The organism is Streptomyces sp. NPDC017943, assembly GCF_044328425.1.
Lineage (GTDB): Bacteria > Actinomycetota > Actinomycetes > Streptomycetales > Streptomycetaceae > Streptomyces > Streptomyces djakartensis_A.
The window spans coordinates 577264-591503 of record NZ_JBIRHH010000005.1 but is presented as its reverse complement, the minus strand read 5'-3'; the positions used below and the strand labels follow the sequence as shown (position 1 = coordinate 591503).

At 72.0% G+C, this 14240-nt stretch carries 15 protein-coding genes; 11 read left to right on the top strand and 4 right to left on the bottom strand.

Annotated features, from left to right (window positions below):
• The first annotated feature begins 466 nt into the window (after nt 1–466).
• Nucleotides 467–1309 (top strand): hypothetical protein, encoded by an 843-nt coding sequence (locus ACH4C6_RS19570; protein WP_398109833.1) that lies wholly within the window; start codon nt 467–469, stop codon nt 1307–1309.
• Here ACH4C6_RS19570 and ACH4C6_RS19565 read toward each other — a convergent pair.
• Nucleotides 1233–2552 (bottom strand): D-arabinono-1,4-lactone oxidase, encoded by a 1320-nt coding sequence (locus ACH4C6_RS19565; protein ID WP_398109832.1) that lies wholly within the window; start codon nt 2550–2552, stop codon nt 1233–1235. The two genes, ACH4C6_RS19570 and ACH4C6_RS19565, sit on opposite strands and share 77 nt — an antisense overlap.
• Complete coding sequence (locus ACH4C6_RS19560) at nt 2512–3750, bottom strand: MFS transporter (RefSeq protein WP_398109831.1); 1239 nt, start codon at nt 3748–3750, stop codon at nt 2512–2514. Before ACH4C6_RS19560 ends, ACH4C6_RS19565 begins: the two co-directional genes overlap by 41 nt.
• Nucleotides 3751–4014: 264 nt before the next feature.
• Between ACH4C6_RS19560 and ACH4C6_RS19555 the strand changes: the two genes are divergently transcribed.
• On the top strand, nt 4015–5142 hold the full coding sequence (locus tag ACH4C6_RS19555) for a ferrochelatase (RefSeq protein WP_398109830.1): 1128 nt from the start codon (nt 4015–4017) through the stop codon (nt 5140–5142).
• Between the two features lie 8 nt (nt 5143–5150).
• Entirely contained in the window at nt 5151–5966 is an 816-nt protein-coding gene (locus tag ACH4C6_RS19550) for an inositol monophosphatase family protein (RefSeq protein ID WP_398109829.1), read from the top strand.
• Nucleotides 5967–6110: 144 nt separating this feature from the next.
• Here ACH4C6_RS19550 and ACH4C6_RS19545 read toward each other — a convergent pair whose 3' ends face one another.
• Nucleotides 6111–6284 carry a hypothetical protein gene (locus tag ACH4C6_RS19545; protein ID WP_398109828.1) on the bottom strand — a complete coding sequence of 58 codons (174 nt, stop codon included), beginning with the start codon at nt 6282–6284 and terminating at the stop codon, nt 6111–6113.
• A 407-nt stretch (nt 6285–6691) separates the two neighbouring features.
• Here ACH4C6_RS19545 and ACH4C6_RS19540 point away from each other — a divergent pair, with 407 nt between their 5' ends.
• The 4 genes from ACH4C6_RS19540 (at nt 6692) to ACH4C6_RS19525 (ending at nt 10302) form a co-directional block, all read left to right on the top strand.
• Nucleotides 6692–7345 carry a response regulator transcription factor gene (locus ACH4C6_RS19540; RefSeq protein WP_010353034.1) on the top strand — a complete coding sequence of 218 codons (654 nt, stop codon included), beginning with the start codon at nt 6692–6694 and terminating at the stop codon, nt 7343–7345.
• A 6-nt stretch (nt 7346–7351) separates the two neighbouring features.
• Nucleotides 7352–8599, top strand: coding sequence for a sensor histidine kinase (locus tag ACH4C6_RS19535; RefSeq protein WP_398109827.1), 1248 nt, complete (start codon nt 7352–7354; stop codon nt 8597–8599).
• Between the two features lie 406 nt (nt 8600–9005).
• A complete protein-coding gene (locus ACH4C6_RS19530; protein WP_003993510.1) occupies nt 9006–9302 on the top strand; it encodes a DUF4193 domain-containing protein in 297 nt (98 codons plus the stop codon).
• Between the two features lie 13 nt (nt 9303–9315).
• Nucleotides 9316–10302, top strand: a complete 987-nt coding sequence (locus ACH4C6_RS19525; RefSeq protein WP_398109826.1) for a hypothetical protein — start codon at nt 9316–9318, stop codon at nt 10300–10302.
• A 147-nt stretch (nt 10303–10449) separates the two neighbouring features.
• On the opposite strand, the gene ACH4C6_RS19520 is transcribed toward ACH4C6_RS19525, so the two are convergent.
• Nucleotides 10450–10908: a DUF3093 domain-containing protein gene (locus ACH4C6_RS19520; protein WP_398109825.1), complete on the bottom strand. Its 459-nt coding sequence runs from the start codon at nt 10906–10908 to the stop codon at nt 10450–10452.
• A 58-nt stretch (nt 10909–10966) separates the two neighbouring features.
• Between ACH4C6_RS19520 and ACH4C6_RS19515 the strand changes: the two genes are divergently transcribed.
• The 4 genes from ACH4C6_RS19515 to ACH4C6_RS19500 all read left to right on the top strand — a co-directional run bounded on the left by ACH4C6_RS19515 (nt 10967) and on the right by ACH4C6_RS19500 (nt 14205).
• The gene (locus ACH4C6_RS19515) at nt 10967–11551 is read left to right on the top strand and encodes a PaaI family thioesterase (RefSeq protein ID WP_398109824.1); all 585 of its coding nucleotides are present in this window, start codon (nt 10967–10969) and stop codon (nt 11549–11551) included.
• A complete protein-coding gene (gene dut / locus ACH4C6_RS19510; protein ID WP_398109823.1) occupies nt 11548–12099 on the top strand; it encodes a dUTP diphosphatase in 552 nt (183 codons plus the stop codon). Before ACH4C6_RS19515 ends, dut begins: the two co-directional genes overlap by 4 nt.
• A 1-nt stretch (nt 12100) precedes the next feature.
• Nucleotides 12101–12853, top strand: a complete 753-nt coding sequence (locus tag ACH4C6_RS19505; protein WP_398109822.1) for a DUF3710 domain-containing protein — start codon at nt 12101–12103, stop codon at nt 12851–12853.
• Nucleotides 12854–13011: 158 nt separating this feature from the next.
• Nucleotides 13012–14205: an alginate lyase family protein gene (locus tag ACH4C6_RS19500; RefSeq protein ID WP_398109821.1), complete on the top strand. Its 1194-nt coding sequence runs from the start codon at nt 13012–13014 to the stop codon at nt 14203–14205.
• The last annotated feature ends 35 nt before the right edge of the window (nt 14206–14240 follow it).

Genomic DNA, 14240 nt, shown 5'->3' with positions numbered 1-14240 from the left:
CTCCCGGGTGGTGCCTGCCGACGTCACGTGCGTCGCTGCTTCCGCTAGTCGAGTGTGGCCTGCCCGGGTGCAGCCTGCCACAACCTTGCCGAGTTGCCCGGCGTGTCGGGCGCGGGCCCGGGATCGCCGTTATGGCACGGTTACCTATTCGCAACGCTAAGTGACGAACTCCGTCACCCTGTGCAACTAGCCCCCTCCCGGCGGTCCTTGACGGCCCCGGGCACCCTGACGGGAGACCGGACCCAGGGCTCGCCACAGTACTCCATTTGGGCCACGTGCGTGGATTGGCACGCCGTCCAACTTCTGGCAAGGACTGAGACTTGGCCTTCGTGTGCCCCTGCTCCGCGATCTTGAACGTGGGGAAGTTCACGTCATCGCCGGAACCGGAACTGGGCGTTTCGGCCGCTCGTCCCTCTTCTTGTGCAGTTGGAAGGCCGTGTACGGGAAAGGGAGGCAAGGTCCGGGGATGCGTGAAAGGCCCGATGGTGTCGGTGTGGTGAGCGAAACCGTGGCGGAGAAGCCGAAACGGATCGACCTGAACGTGCCCCAGGTCGCGGGCGGAGCCGTGGCGGCGGTCCTGGCCGCCAAGCTGGCCTCGTACTTCGGCGTGTACGGCACGATCCTCGGAGCCGGTGTGGTGAGCGTCGTCGCCACCTGCGGGGGCTCGCTCTTCCAGCACTTCTTCACGCGCACGGGTGAGCAGATCCGCGGCGCGCCGGCCGTGGCGCCCCGCGGGTCGGCCGGCCGGGAGGCGCGGATCCCGCCGCGCCCGGGCGAGTTCAGCGAGGCCACCGTCCACCGGGCCCGTGTCCGGGGCTGGAAACGGCCGGTCCTCGCCGCGGCCGTGGTCTTCGGCGTGACGATGGCCGGAATCACCTCCTACGAGCTGCTGTCCGGCCACAGTCTCGACGGCGGACGCAGCACCACCGTCGGTGACGCCCTCACCGGCAGCCACAACTCCGCACAGGATCCGGGTGATTCCGGCAAGCCGGGCGAATCCGGTGCGTCGCGGGATGGGGACGAGTCGGAATCCTCCGCGGGTTCCGACGCGCATTCGGAGGGTGACGGCGGCGCGACGGCTGATCCGTCCGCGCGTGCTTCCCGCAGCGGGGACGCCTCGCCCTCTCCTGGCGGGGGAACTCCCGGCGGGGGAGAGGGGACCGCGGCACCCGGCCCGACGCCCACCCCGACGGGGAGTGAGGACGCCGGCCGCGCGACCCCCGAGGCGTCGCCTACGCCCCCAGGACCCTCCGCAAGTAGTCGTTCTGGAACCGGCGGTCAGGATCCAGACGGTCCCGCAGCGCCGTGAACTCGCCGAAGCGCGGATACACCTCGGAGAGGTACTCGGCGTCCCGGGTGTGGATCTTGCCCCAGTGCGGACGGCCCTCGTGGGCGGTGAAGATGCGCTCGGCCGCGGTGAAGTACCGCTGGTAGGGCGTCCCGCGGAACATGTGGACGGCGATGTAGGCGCTGTCGCGGCCGGAGGCGGTGGACAGGGTGATGTCGTCGGCGGGGGCGGTCCGCACCTCGATGGGGAAGCTGACCCGCAGCCCGGAGCGGTCGACCATCGTCCTCAGTTCGCGCAGCGCGTCGGTCACGGCCGCGCGCGGGACGGCGTACTCCATCTCCACGAAGCGCACCCGGCGCGGGGAGGTGAAGACCTTGTACGGGACGTCCGTGTAGCTGCGGGCGGACAGGGCCTTGCTGGAGACCTGCGCGATGGCGGGGATCGCGGCGGGCACCGCCCGGCCGACCCAGTTGGCCACCTGGAAGACGCCGTTGGACAGCAGCTCGTCCTCGATCCAGCCCTTGACCTGTGGCACGGGCCTTTCCGGGCCGGCGCTGCGATTGTTGCGCTTGGTAGTGGTGCTGCCCGTGTGCGGGAACCAGTAGAACTCGAAGTGCTCGTTCTCGGCCCACAGCTCCTCGAAGTCCGCGAGCACCCGGTCGAACGGCATCGGTTCCTCACGCGCGGTGAGCAGGAAGACCGGCTCGACGGCGAGCGTGATCGCGGTGACGATGCCCAGGGCCCCGAGGCCGATCCGCGCGGCGGCGAAGACCTCCGGGTTCTCCTTCTCGGAGCAGGTGAGGACCGAGCCGTCCGCCGTGACCAGCTCCAGGCCCTTGATCTGGGCGGCGATCGAGCCCGATTCGCGGCCGGTGCCGTGCGTGCCCGTGCTGGTGGCGCCGGAGACGGTCTGCTCCATGATGTCGCCCATGTTCGTGAGCGACAGGCCCTCGCGCGCGAGCGCCACGTTGAGCCTCTTGAGCGGGGTGCCGGCCTCCACCGTGACCGTCATGTTCTCGCGGTCGATCCTGCGTATGCCGGTCAACAGTTGAGGGCGGATCAACACGCCGTCCGTCGCGGCTATGGACGTGAAGGAGTGCCCCGTGCCGACGGCCTTCACCCGCAGCCCGTCCTCGGCGGCATGCCGCACGGCGGCGGCCAGCTCGTCGACGGAGGCCGGGGTGACCTCCCGGGCGGGGCGCGCCGAGACGTTGCCGCCCCAGTTACGCCACGTGCCGTTCTTTCCGTTCGCTGTGCTGCTCAACGGAGCCTCCCCGACCCGCTGCCGGTCGCTTGAGCCGGCGGAACCCGAGGAAACCCACCGCGACCGCGACGGCTCCGGACACGGCCGGAACCCCGTACCCCGCGCGCGCCCCGGCCGCGTCGATCACCCAGCCGGCCGCGGAGGAGCCGAGCGCGACCCCCACCGCGAGCCCGGTGCTCACCCAGGTCATGCCCTCGGTGAGCTGAGCGCGTGGTACGTGCTCTTCGATGAGGGACATCGTCGTGATCATCGTCGGAGCGATGGACAGACCCGCAACGAACAGCGCCACGGCCAGAGACGGCAGGTTTCCGACCAGTAGGAGGGGGATCATACTCACGGCCATGGCGCACACGCCCAGCAGCCACCGGCGTTCCGGGGCCCCCGCGAAGTGCAGCAGCCCGAAGACCATGCCCGCCACACAGGAACCCGCCGCGTACACCGCGAGGACGACGCTGGCCGCCGCCTTGTGCCCCTCCTCGTCGGCGAAGGCCACCGTCACCACGTCCACCGCACCGAAGATCGCGCCGGTGGCGACGAACGTCCCCACCAGCACCTGAAGCCCCGGCGCGCGCATCGCGCTGCCCCCGCCCGTGCGCTCGCGCGGGTGCGGGGCGGGCTCGGTGGCGCGCTGCGCGGTCAGCCAGAACACGCCGGTGGCCAGGAAGCACGCGGCCAGCAGCGGCCCGGCCTCCGGGAACCACGCCGTGGACAGGCCGATGGAGATGATCGGCCCGAAGATGAAGCACACCTCGTCCACCACGGACTCGAAGGAGTACGCGGTGTGCAGCTTCGGCGTCCCCCGGTACAGCACCGCCCAGCGGGCCCGGACCATCGCGCCGACGCTCGGCACGCAGCCGATGCCGACACAGGCCACGTACAGCACCCAGTCCGGCCAGCCGTAGTGCGCGGCCGGCAGCAGGAGGGCCGCCGCGGCGAGCGAGACGAGCGTCGCCGGGCGCAGCACCCGCCGCTGCCCGTACTGGTCCACCAGCCGGGAGACCTGCGGCCCGGCCACCGCCGCGGACAGCGCGATGGTCGCCGACAGGGCGCCCGCCAGGCCGTACCGGCCGGTGAGCTGGGAGACCATCGTGACCACGCCGATGCCCATCATCGACAGCGGCATCCGGCCGAGGAAGCCCGCGGCGGAGAAACCCTTGGTGCCGGGCGCGGCGAACAGGGCGCGGTAAGGGCTGGGCAACGGGGTCTCCGGGAGGCTCGGTAAGCTGCCAACGCAGTCGACACAGCTTACGTCCCGCGGCTCCCGGACGCACCGGTCCGGCAGGTCCCCGCACCCGGCCCCCGAGCGAGGCCCCCGATCCGGCCCGCCGCGCCAGATCCCCGGGCCCGGCCCGTCGCGCGAGATCCCCCGATCCGGCCCGCCGCGCGAGATGACCGGGCCCGGCCCGCCGCGCGGGCGCCCGCCGTTTCCCGGCTGTCGGTGCCGGGTGGCAGGATCGGACCCATGCCAGACGCGCGCGATGTCAGCCCCTACGACGCCCTGCTCCTGCTCTCCTTCGGCGGCCCAGAAGGCCCGGACGACGTGGTCCCGTTCCTGGAGAACGTGACACGCGGCCGGGGCATCCCCAAGGAACGCCTCAAGGAGGTCGGGCAGCACTACTTCCTGTTCGGCGGGGTCAGCCCCATCAACGACCAGAACCGCGCCCTGCTGGACGCCCTGCGCAAGGACTTCGCGGACCACGGCCTGGAGCTGCCCGTCTACTGGGGCAACCGCAACTGGGCGCCGTACCTGACGGACACCCTGCGCGAGATGGTCCGCGACGGCCGCCGCCGCGTCCTGGTCCTGGCCACCAGCGCCTACGCCTCCTACTCGGGCTGCCGCCAGTACCGGGAGAACCTCGCCGACGCGCTCGCCGCGCTGGAGCAGGAGGGCCTGGAGCCGCCGAGGATCGACAAACTGCGGCACTACTTCAACCACCCCGGCTTCCTCGAGCCCATGATCGACGGGGTGCTCCGCTCCCTCGAGGAGCTGCCCGAGGACGTGCGGGACGGGGCGCACATCGCCTTCTCCACGCACTCCATCCCGACGGCCTCCGCCGACACCTCCGGCCCCGTCGACGCCCACGGCGACGGCGGCGCGTACGTGGCGCAGCACCTGGAGGTGGCGAAGCTGGTCGCGGAGGCGGTCCGGGAGCGCACCGGCGTCGACCACCCGTGGCAGCTCGTGTACCAGTCCCGCTCCGGCGCCCCGCACATCCCCTGGCTGGAGCCGGACATCTGCGACCACCTCGACGAGCGGCACGCGGCCGGCGCCCCGGCCGTGGTGATCGCCCCCATCGGCTTCGTCTCCGACCACATGGAGGTCCTCTACGACCTCGACACCGAGGCCAAGGCCAAGGCGGAGGAACTGGGGCTGCCCATGCGCCGCTCCGCCACCGTCGGCGCCGACCCCCGCTTCGCCGCCGCCGTCCGCGACCTCGTCGTGGAGCGCGCCGCCCTGGAGCGGGGCCAGGAGGTCACGCCGTGCGCCCTGGGTTCCCTCGGGGCGAGCCACCAGGTGTGCCCGGTCGGCTGCTGCCCGGCCCGCGCCCCCCGGCCCGCCGCGGCGGGCGCCGACAGCCCCTACGCGTGAGGAGCCCCGTGACCGACCCCCTGCACGCGGACCTGCTCGCCCTCGCGCTGGAGGCCGCCGGCCGCGCCGGCGCCCTCCTGCGGGACGGCCGGCCCGCCGACCTCACCGTCGCCGCGACCAAGTCCAGCCCCATCGACGTCGTGACGGAGATGGACATCGCGGCGGAGAAGCTGATCACCGGCCTGATCGCCGAACGCCGCCCGGACGACGGCGTCCTCGGCGAGGAGGGCGCCTCCACCGAGGGCACCAGCGGCGTCCGCTGGGTGATCGACCCGCTCGACGGCACCGTCAACTACCTGTACGGCCTGCCCACCTGGGCCGTCTCCGTCGCGGCCGAGCAGGACGGCGAGACCGTCGTCGGGGTCGTCGCGGCCCCGATGCGCGGGGAGACGTTCCACGCCGTGCGCGGCGGCGGGGCCTGGCTGAGCGGTGCCCAGGCGGGGGAGCGCCGACTGGCCTGCCGCCCCGCACCGCCCCTGGACCAGGCGCTCGTCTCCACCGGCTTCAACTACGTCGCCGAGGTCCGCGCCCACCAGGCCGACGTCGCCCAGCGGCTGATCCCGCTGCTGCGCGACATCCGCCGGGGCGGGTCGGCCGCCGTCGACCTGTGCGACGTGGCGGCCGGACGCCTGGACGGGTACTACGAACGCGGGCTGCACCCCTGGGACCTCGCGGCGGGGGACCTCATCGCCCGGGAGGCGGGCGCGCTGACCGGTGGCCGCCCCGGAGAGCGCCCGTCGGGGGACCTCGCGATCGCCGGGAGTCCCGGCGTCTTCGAGCCCCTCCAGCGCCTCCTGGAGGACTTCGGCGCCTGGCACGACTGAACGGGCCCCGGCCCGCCCGGGGGCGGTCCCCCGGTCCGCCGAACGGCGGGCGGCCGCAGGCCGGACACGAGGTGAACACGGCCGTGGACGGCGAAGCGGGCCCCGGCGCTGGATTCGCCGGGGCCCGCTCTCGTTCGCTGAGGATCAGACGCTGATCGCGCTGACCTCCACACCGTGCTCGGCGGCGAGGCGGCGCAGGTCGTCGAGCTCGCCCTGTTCCACGTCGACGAGGAACTCGTCGCCCTCGTCTCGAGCCCGGGACAGATCGGACTCGGTCGCCCTTATGCGCTGCAGAAGTCCTGCGGTGAATGCGTCCATGCTGCGCCCCCTCGTCCTGGGTCGTGGGTCGATGGCACGGGGGTGTGCCGTTCGGAAGGGACGATCACGCCGCATGTGGATGCCCGGCGCCGCTCGGCCGGGCGGCGACGATGCCGGACACCCACGCCCCCGCCCTGCGGAAAGCGGATTGCACCGCACCGCATGGTGGCGCGGTGCCAGCAGAGCGTGATCGTGGGATGTAAAGCCGTCCTCCCCAAGCTCCCTTCCGTGGAAACCTAACCGCCCGAGAAAATCTCCTATTCCCCTCCCGGCCCCCGCAGTCCCACCCGCCTTACCGCCGACTTACGACCGAAAAGGGCAGGATGGAGGGCAACACCGAGACCCCGAACACCCCTGCCCGCCCGCGCCCCGCGTCCGGCGGGCGGACATCAGGAAGGACAAGGGACGTGCGCGTACTCGTCGTCGAGGACGAGCAGCTGCTCGCCGATGCGGTGGCCACCGGACTGCGCCGGGAGGCCATGGCCGTCGACGTCGTCTACGACGGTGCGGCCGCCCTGGAGCGCATCGGGGTGAACGACTACGACGTGGTCGTCCTCGACCGCGACCTGCCGCTCGTGCACGGCGACGACGTCTGCCGCAAGATCGTCGAGCTGGGCATGCCCACGCGCGTGCTGATGCTCACCGCCTCCGGCGACGTCAGCGACCGGGTGGAGGGCCTGGAGATCGGGGCGGACGACTATTTGCCCAAGCCCTTCGCCTTCAGCGAGCTCATCGCGCGCGTGCGGGCCCTGGGCCGGCGCACCAGCGTGCCCCTGCCGCCCGTCCTGGAGCGGGCCGGGATCAAGCTGGACCCCAACCGCCGCGAGGTCTTCCGCGACGGCAGGGAGGTGCAGCTCGCGCCGAAGGAGTTCGCCGTCCTGGAGGTCCTCATGCGCAGCGAGGGCGCGGTGGTCTCGGCGGAGCAGCTCCTGGAGAAGGCCTGGGACGAGAACACCGACCCCTTCACCAACGTCGTGCGCGTGACGGTCATGACCCTGCGCCGCAAGCTGGGCGAGCCGCCCGTCATCGTCACCGTCCCCGGCTCCGGCTACCGGATCTGATCCCCCGTGGCAGCGACCCCCGCACCCCCGCAGGCGCCCCCGAAGCCCACCTGGGACCCCAGGCGGCCCGTACCGCCCTTCCCCTGGCTGCGCCCGACCATCCGCATACGGCTCACGCTCCTGTACGGCGGCATGTTCCTGATCGCCGGCATCCTGCTGCTGTCGATCATCTACCTGCTGGCCGCGCAGGCGCTGAACACCGGCAACGAACCGCTGTTCAAGATCGTCGGCGGCACGGAGATCAAGGTGGCCAGTGAGAACTGCCCCGCCGTGAACTCCGCCAGCCCCACACTGTCCGAGTTCAACGCCGCGATCAGCAGGTGCATCGACGACCAGCGCCAGGCCGCGCTCGACAACCTGCTCAGCCGCTCGCTGCTGGCACTGCTGGGCCTGGCGGTCATCGCCTTCGCCTTCGGCTACGCCATGGCCGGGCGGGTGCTGTCGCCGCTGGGCCGGATCACCCGCACCGCCCGCGCGGTGGCGGGCTCGGACCTCTCGCGCCGGATCGAGCTGGACGGCCCGGACGACGAGCTGAAGGAGCTGGCGGACACATTCGACGACATGCTGGCGCGCCTCCAGCGCGCGTTCACCGCCCAGCAGCGCTTCGTCGGCAACGCCTCGCACGAGCTGAGGACGCCGCTGGCGATCAACCGCACGCTCCTGGAGGTGCACCTGTCCGATCCGGGCGCCCCCGTGGAGCTCCAGCAGCTCGGCAAGACGCTGCTGGCCACCAACGAGCGCAGCGAGCAGCTCGTGGAGGGGCTGCTGCTGCTCGCCCGCAGCGACAACCAGATCGTCGAGCGCGGTCCGGTCGACCTCGCCGAGGTCGCCGGACAGGCCATCGACCAGGTGCACGGCGAGGCCGAGAGCAAGGGCGTGCGCATCCGCGGGGAGCAGAAGCCCGCGGTCGTCCAGGGCAACGGCGTCCTGCTGGAGCGCATCGCGCTGAACCTGCTGCAGAACGCCGTGCGCTACAACGTGCCCGAGGACGGCTGGGTGGAGGTCACCACGGACGTCCAGCACGGCCAGGCGGTCCTGGTCGTGTCCAACACGGGCCCGGTGGTGCCGGCGTACGAGATCGACAACCTCTTCGAGCCGTTCCGGCGGCTGCGCACCGAGCGCACCGGCAGCGACAAGGGCGTCGGACTGGGCCTGTCCATCGTCCGGTCGGTGGCCCGGGCGCACGGCGGGCACATCTACGCCCAGCCGCGTGAGGGAGGTGGGCTCGTGATGCGGGTGACGCTTCCCGTCTGAGATCATGGCGCCGATCAACTCGGCGACACACGGAGTTGTTCGCTTTAAGCGGAATTTCCACCCCATCGCCCCGCGTGTCCCGTGTGTGATCGATCACAGGGGCGACATTCCGGCCATCTACTCTCCGTGATCATGAGTCCTGTCGGAAAGCCGGGAAAATCCCGGTTTTCGGGGGTCCTGATCACGGGAAGTACACGGTGAGACGCCTTTGTAGTGCGGCATTCGGACCGTGTACGGTCCCCATCGCCATCCAAGCCGATCACTCGTGAGGGGTCCGGTTGGGTGTCGATTGAGTAACAGACCTTGATGTGAGGCAAAATCTCCGCCTCAGGTCGGGCACAAGTCCGGCCTCTCACGCGTTACGTGCGCTGGAGACACCGCAGACACCCAGAGGGGGAGAGCGACCATGGCAACCGATTACGACACTCCACGCAAGACCGACGACGACGTCGACTCGGACAGTCTCGAAGAGCTGAAGGCTCGGAGGAACGACAAGTCGGCCTCCGCCGTGGACGTCGACGAGTTCGAGGCCGCGGAAGGCCTCGAACTGCCCGGCGCCGATCTTTCGAACGAGGAACTGGCCGTCCGGGTCCTCCCGAAGCAGCAGGACGAGTTCACCTGCATGAGCTGCTTCCTGGTGCACCACCGCAGCCAGCTGGCCCGGGAGAAGAACGGTCAGCCGATCTGCCGCGACTGCGACTGAGGGCGGGTCGGCCGTGACTGGCTCGACCCCTCCCTGGAAGCGCCGCTTCTCCAAGCGGAGGGCGGACGAAGGGCCGACGGAGAGCGGCCCGCGGTACGACGCGCGTGACGACGAGCGAGGCGCCACCGGCACGGGGGCGGCCTCGCTCGAACCTGCGGCGGACCGGGGTGACCTCCCGGCGTCCGTGGACGTCCCCGTGCCCGTCGCCCGGCGGCGGGCGGGGGCGATCCGGCAGCGGGCCCGGGCAGGCGCCCGCAAGGGCGGCGACCGGGCCCGGGCAGGAATGTCCTACCTCGCCGACCGGATCATCGAGATGGCCCCCCGGGTCCCCGTGCGGGACCTGGCGACCCTGCGCAGACAGTTCCCCGGTCTCGGGCCGGAGGAGCTCGCCGACAAGCTGGTGGCGGGGGCCACCAGGGCGACGGCGACGGTCGGCGCCGGCATCGGCGCAGCGGCCATGCTGCCCGTGCCCATGGCGATGCCGGCGGAACTGGCCGCCGAGGTCACCGGCGTCGCGGCGATCGAGCTGAAACTGATCGCGGAACTGCACGAGGTGTACGGCGCGCGGCCGGCCGGCAACCTCACACAGCGCAGCACCGCCTACCTCCACTCGTGGTCGGGCGAGCGCGGCATCGACGCGACGAAGCCGTCGACCGTCAGCACGGCGCTGAACAGCCGCATGAAGCGTGAGCTGCGGCAGCGGATCATGAAGCGGATGGTCCGCAACATGCCGAACCTGATGCCCTTCCTGGTGGGCGCCGCCGTGGGTGCCGCGATGAACCGCAGCGAGACCAGGAAGCTCGCCGGCCGGATCCGTGCCGACCTGCGCAGGACGCAGGTGCCCTGGGAGGCCCTGGAGGCCCTCCCCGCCCTCGAGCGCCCCGCCGACGCCCTGGAGATGGGCGAGATCGAGCACGACCCGCTGAACCGCCGTGCGCGGCGGCCCGGTGGCCACGGGGAGGACGGCTCGGCGGACGGCCCGCCCCGCGCCGAGAGCTGACCCGCCGTCCCGGCCGCGGGAGACCCACTTCGATTCGATCGCCGTTCCACCCGGAAGCCCGGCCGGCCTGCCCGCTGCCCGGGCCGGGGCCCGGTGCGTCCGCGGCCCGACCCGTCCTCCGGCCCGGTGACGGCCCGCGCGGGTGTGCTACGCCGCCTTCGCCGCCGTGAGCGCCGCCGCCAGGCGTTCCGGCTCGCGCGTGGACAGGTACAGGTAGGGAGTGGGGTCCTGCGGGTCCGTGACCTCTACGCGCAGCGCCGTCGGGATGTAGGCGCGCAGCAGCATGAAGGCGCGCGGATCGGCCTTGTACGTGCGCCAGGCACGCGCCTCCTCGGCGTCCAGCACCTCCGCCTCGCCCAGGGCCGCCACCGGGATCCTCGCCTCGCCCGCGATCAGGTGATCTCCCACGACCCGGATGCGCACCGAGCCGTACGAGCTGGCGGCGACGGCGGCGACCGCGGTGCCCCCGGCCAGCCCGCCGAGCATCGGCAGCGTCCCGAAGGGGAGCAGGACCAGGGCCAGGGAGACGCCCACGAGGAACGAGATCAGCCACCAGGTCCGCGGGGCGGTCAGGCGTTCTTCGTACGGGGCGGCGGAGAGCTGCATGGAGCCAAGCTTGGCACGGTGTCCGCGGCGGGCCGACGCGCGGGTAAGGTCTGCGGCTGTGAGTCGTACTTCCGCAGCTCTTCAGCCCCCGGCCGACGCCGTGCCCCCGGTGCGGCACCCGGACGCCCCGGCGCCCGGTGAGCTCCTCGGCGCGCACTACGGCCAGTGCTTCGGCTGTGGCGGCGAGCAGCCGCACGGACTGCACCTGGAGGCCCGGGCCGGCGAAGGCGTGTCTCTCACCGCCGAGTTCACCGTGCAGCCCGCCCACCAGGGCGCTCCCGGACTGGCGCACGGCGGGGTGCTCACCAGCGCCCTCGACGAGACCCTCGGCTCGCTGAACTGGCTGCTGCGCACGATCGCCGTGACCGGACGGCTGGAGACCGACTTCGTGCGGCCCGTGCCCGTCGGCACCACGCTGCACCTGCGGGCCGAGGTCACGGCGGTGGCCGGCCGGAAGATCTACTCGACCGCGACGGGACACGTCGGCGGCCCCGACGGGCCCATGGCCGTGCGGGCGGACGCGCTCTTCGTCGAGGTCAAGGTCGACCACTTCGTCGACCACGGCCGCCCCGAGGAGATCCGGGCCGCCATGAGCGACCCGGACCAGGTCCGGCGCGCCCGCGCCTTCGAGGTGAACCCGTGAGCCGCGACCCGGTGGAGCTGCTGATCCGGCGCGTCGACCCCGACGTACCGCTCCCGTCGTACGCGCACCCCGGGGACGCGGGGACCGATCTGCGGACCACCGAGTCCTGCGAACTGGCCCCGGGCGAGCGGGCGGTGCTGCCCACGGGAGTGTCTGTGGCACTGCCGGAGGGGTACGCGGCCTTCGTGCACCCGCGATCCGGTCTGGCCGCTCGCTGCGGCGTCGCCCTGGTGAATGCCCCGGGGACGGTTGATGCCGGGTACCGTGGGGAGATCAAGGTGATCGTGGTGAATCTCGACCCGCGCGAGGCCGTGCGGTTCGAGCGCTTCGACCGGATCGCCCAACTGGTCGTCCAGCAGGTCGAGAGGGTCCGCTTCCGTGAGGTGGCGGAGCTTCCCGGCTCCGTGCGCGCCGAGGGGGGCTTCGGCTCCACCGGAGGCCATGCCGCGGTGGACGGGACGAGCGGCACAAGCGGTCAGGCCGCCGTGGGCGGTCGGACGGGTGGGAATCGATACGCTTCGGTCGTATCCGACCGGGAAGGACAGTGACGTGTTCGGACGTCGCAAGAAGAGGGATGCCGCCGAGGACGCGGCCGGCGAGGCCGAGCAGGTCGTCGACGGTGTCGACACCGAGGCGGACGACAAGGGCGAGCGCCTGAGGCTCGAGCCGGCGCCCCGCCCCGACGGGCCCTGGGACAGTTCCGAGGTCCGCGACCCGGCAGAGGGCCGCGTCGACCTGGGCGGTCTGTTCGTGCCGGGCGTCGACGGCATGGAACTCAGGGTCGAGGTCGCCGGGGACGCGATCGTCGCCGCGACGGTCGTCCTGCGCGACAGCGCCATCCAGCTGCAGGCCTTCGCCGCGCCCAAGCGCGAGGGCATCTGGGGCGAGGTGCGCGAGGAGATCGGCACCGGCATCACCCAGCAGGGCGGCATCATCGACGAGGTCGAGGGTCCGCTGGGCTGGGAGCTGCGCGCGCAGGTACCGGTGCAGCTGCCCGACGGCACCGGCGGCTTCCAGGTCGTGCGGTTCGTCGGTGTGGACGGCCCCCGCTGGTTCCTGCGCGGGGTGATCTCGGGTCAGGGTGCGGTGCAGCCGCAGGCCGCCGGGCTGCTGGAGCAGATCTTCCGGGACACCGTCGTCGTGCGCGGCGAGGGCCCGATGGCGCCGCGCGACCCCATCGTCCTCAAGCTGCCGAACGACGCGCAGATGGTGCCCGAGGGCGTGCAGCAGGAGGAGGGCTCCCGTTTCGCCGGCGGAATGGGACAGCTCCAGCGTGGACCGGAGATCACCGAGGTCCGCTGACCCCACGCAACGGCAGGGCCGCATCCCGGAGGGGGTGCGGCCCTTTCTCGTGCGCGGAACCTTGACGGCACATTGGTCTGTACCTACCGTCTCCGACCAACGCGCCCGTTCATAAAGGCGCTTCACGTTCACATACGAGAACGGAAGGCCCCCCACACATGCGCAGAACCGCTCTCCTCGCCGCCTCGGCCGCCCTCGTCGCCGGGGCCCTCGCCTGGCCCGCCGGTGCCGCACCCGCCGCCCCTGCCGCTCCCACCGCCCCCGCCGCCTTCGCCCACCCCGGCGTCACCGTCTCCAAGGGCCAGCTGGACTTCGCCCGCTCCCAGGTCACTGCCGGCGCCCAGCCCTGGAAGGGCGCCTTCGACCGGATGATGGCGAGCAAGTACGCCGACCTGAACCGCGCGCCCAAGCCCAGGGCGGTCGTGGAGTGCGGCTCCTACTCCAACCCCAACTACGGCTGCACCGACGAGCGCGAGGACGCGATCGCCGCCTACACCCAGGCCCTGGCCTGGTACATCACCCGCGACGAGCGGCACGCCCGCAAGGCGATCGAGCTGATGGACGCGTGGTCGGCGGTGATCCGCGACCACACCAACAGCAACGCACCGCTCCAGACCGGCTGGGCCGGCTCCTCCTGGCCCAGGGCCGCCGAGATCATCAAGCACACCTACTCCGGCGGCTGGGCGAACTCCGGACGCTTCGCCACCATGCTGCGCACCGTCTACCTGCCCGAGATCATCAACGGCTCGAACTCCAACGGGAACTGGGAACTGTCGATGATGGAGGCGGCCGTCGGCATCTCCGTCTTCCTGGAGGACAGGACGTCCTACGACAAGGCCATGGCGAAGTTCCGCACCCGTACGGCCGCCTATGTGTACCTGGAGTCCGACGGGGCCCTGCCCAGGACCGTGCCGAGCCAGAACCTCGACACCCGGGACAAGGTCGTCAAGTACTGGCAGGGCCAGTCCACCTTCGTCAACGGACTCAGCCAGGAGACCTGCCGCGACTTCACCCACACCGGCTACGGACTCTCGGCGATCTCGCACATCGCCGAGACCAGCCGCATCCAGGGCCAGGACCTCTACGGCACGGACGTGGGCGAACGGCTGCGGCACGGCCTGGGCTTCCACGCCAAGTACGAACTCGGCACCGCCGTCCCGAGCTGGCTGTGCGGTGGTTCCCTCAAACCGGGGCTCGGGCCGGTCACGGAGGTCGGGCACAACGCCCTCGCCAACCGCCTCGGGAACGCCATGACGAACACCGAGACGCTGACCCTGCGCAACCGCCCCGCCGGCTCCAACAACCTCTTCGTCGCCTGGGAGACGCTCACCCACGGCGACAACCCCGGGTGAGCCGCTGACCGGCCGGGCGCGTCAGGGTTCCGTCA

Bases quoted from the DNA above. Each gene is read 5' to 3' on its own strand.
- ACH4C6_RS19570 (WP_398109833.1), top strand. From the start codon at position 467: ATGCGTGAAAGGCCCGATGGTGTCGGTGTGGTGAGCGAAACCGTGGCG.
- ACH4C6_RS19555 (WP_398109830.1), top strand. From the start codon at position 4,015: ATGCCAGACGCGCGCGATGTCAGCCCCTACGACGCCCTGCTCCTGCTC.
- ACH4C6_RS19545 (WP_398109828.1), bottom strand. From the start codon at position 6,284: ATGGACGCATTCACCGCAGGACTTCTGCAGCGCATAAGGGCGACCGAG.
- ACH4C6_RS19530 (WP_003993510.1), top strand. From the start codon at position 9,006: ATGGCAACCGATTACGACACTCCACGCAAGACCGACGACGACGTCGAC.
- ACH4C6_RS19520 (WP_398109825.1), bottom strand. From the start codon at position 10,908: ATGCAGCTCTCCGCCGCCCCGTACGAAGAACGCCTGACCGCCCCGCGG.
- ACH4C6_RS19500 (WP_398109821.1), top strand. From the start codon at position 13,012: ATGCGCAGAACCGCTCTCCTCGCCGCCTCGGCCGCCCTCGTCGCCGGG.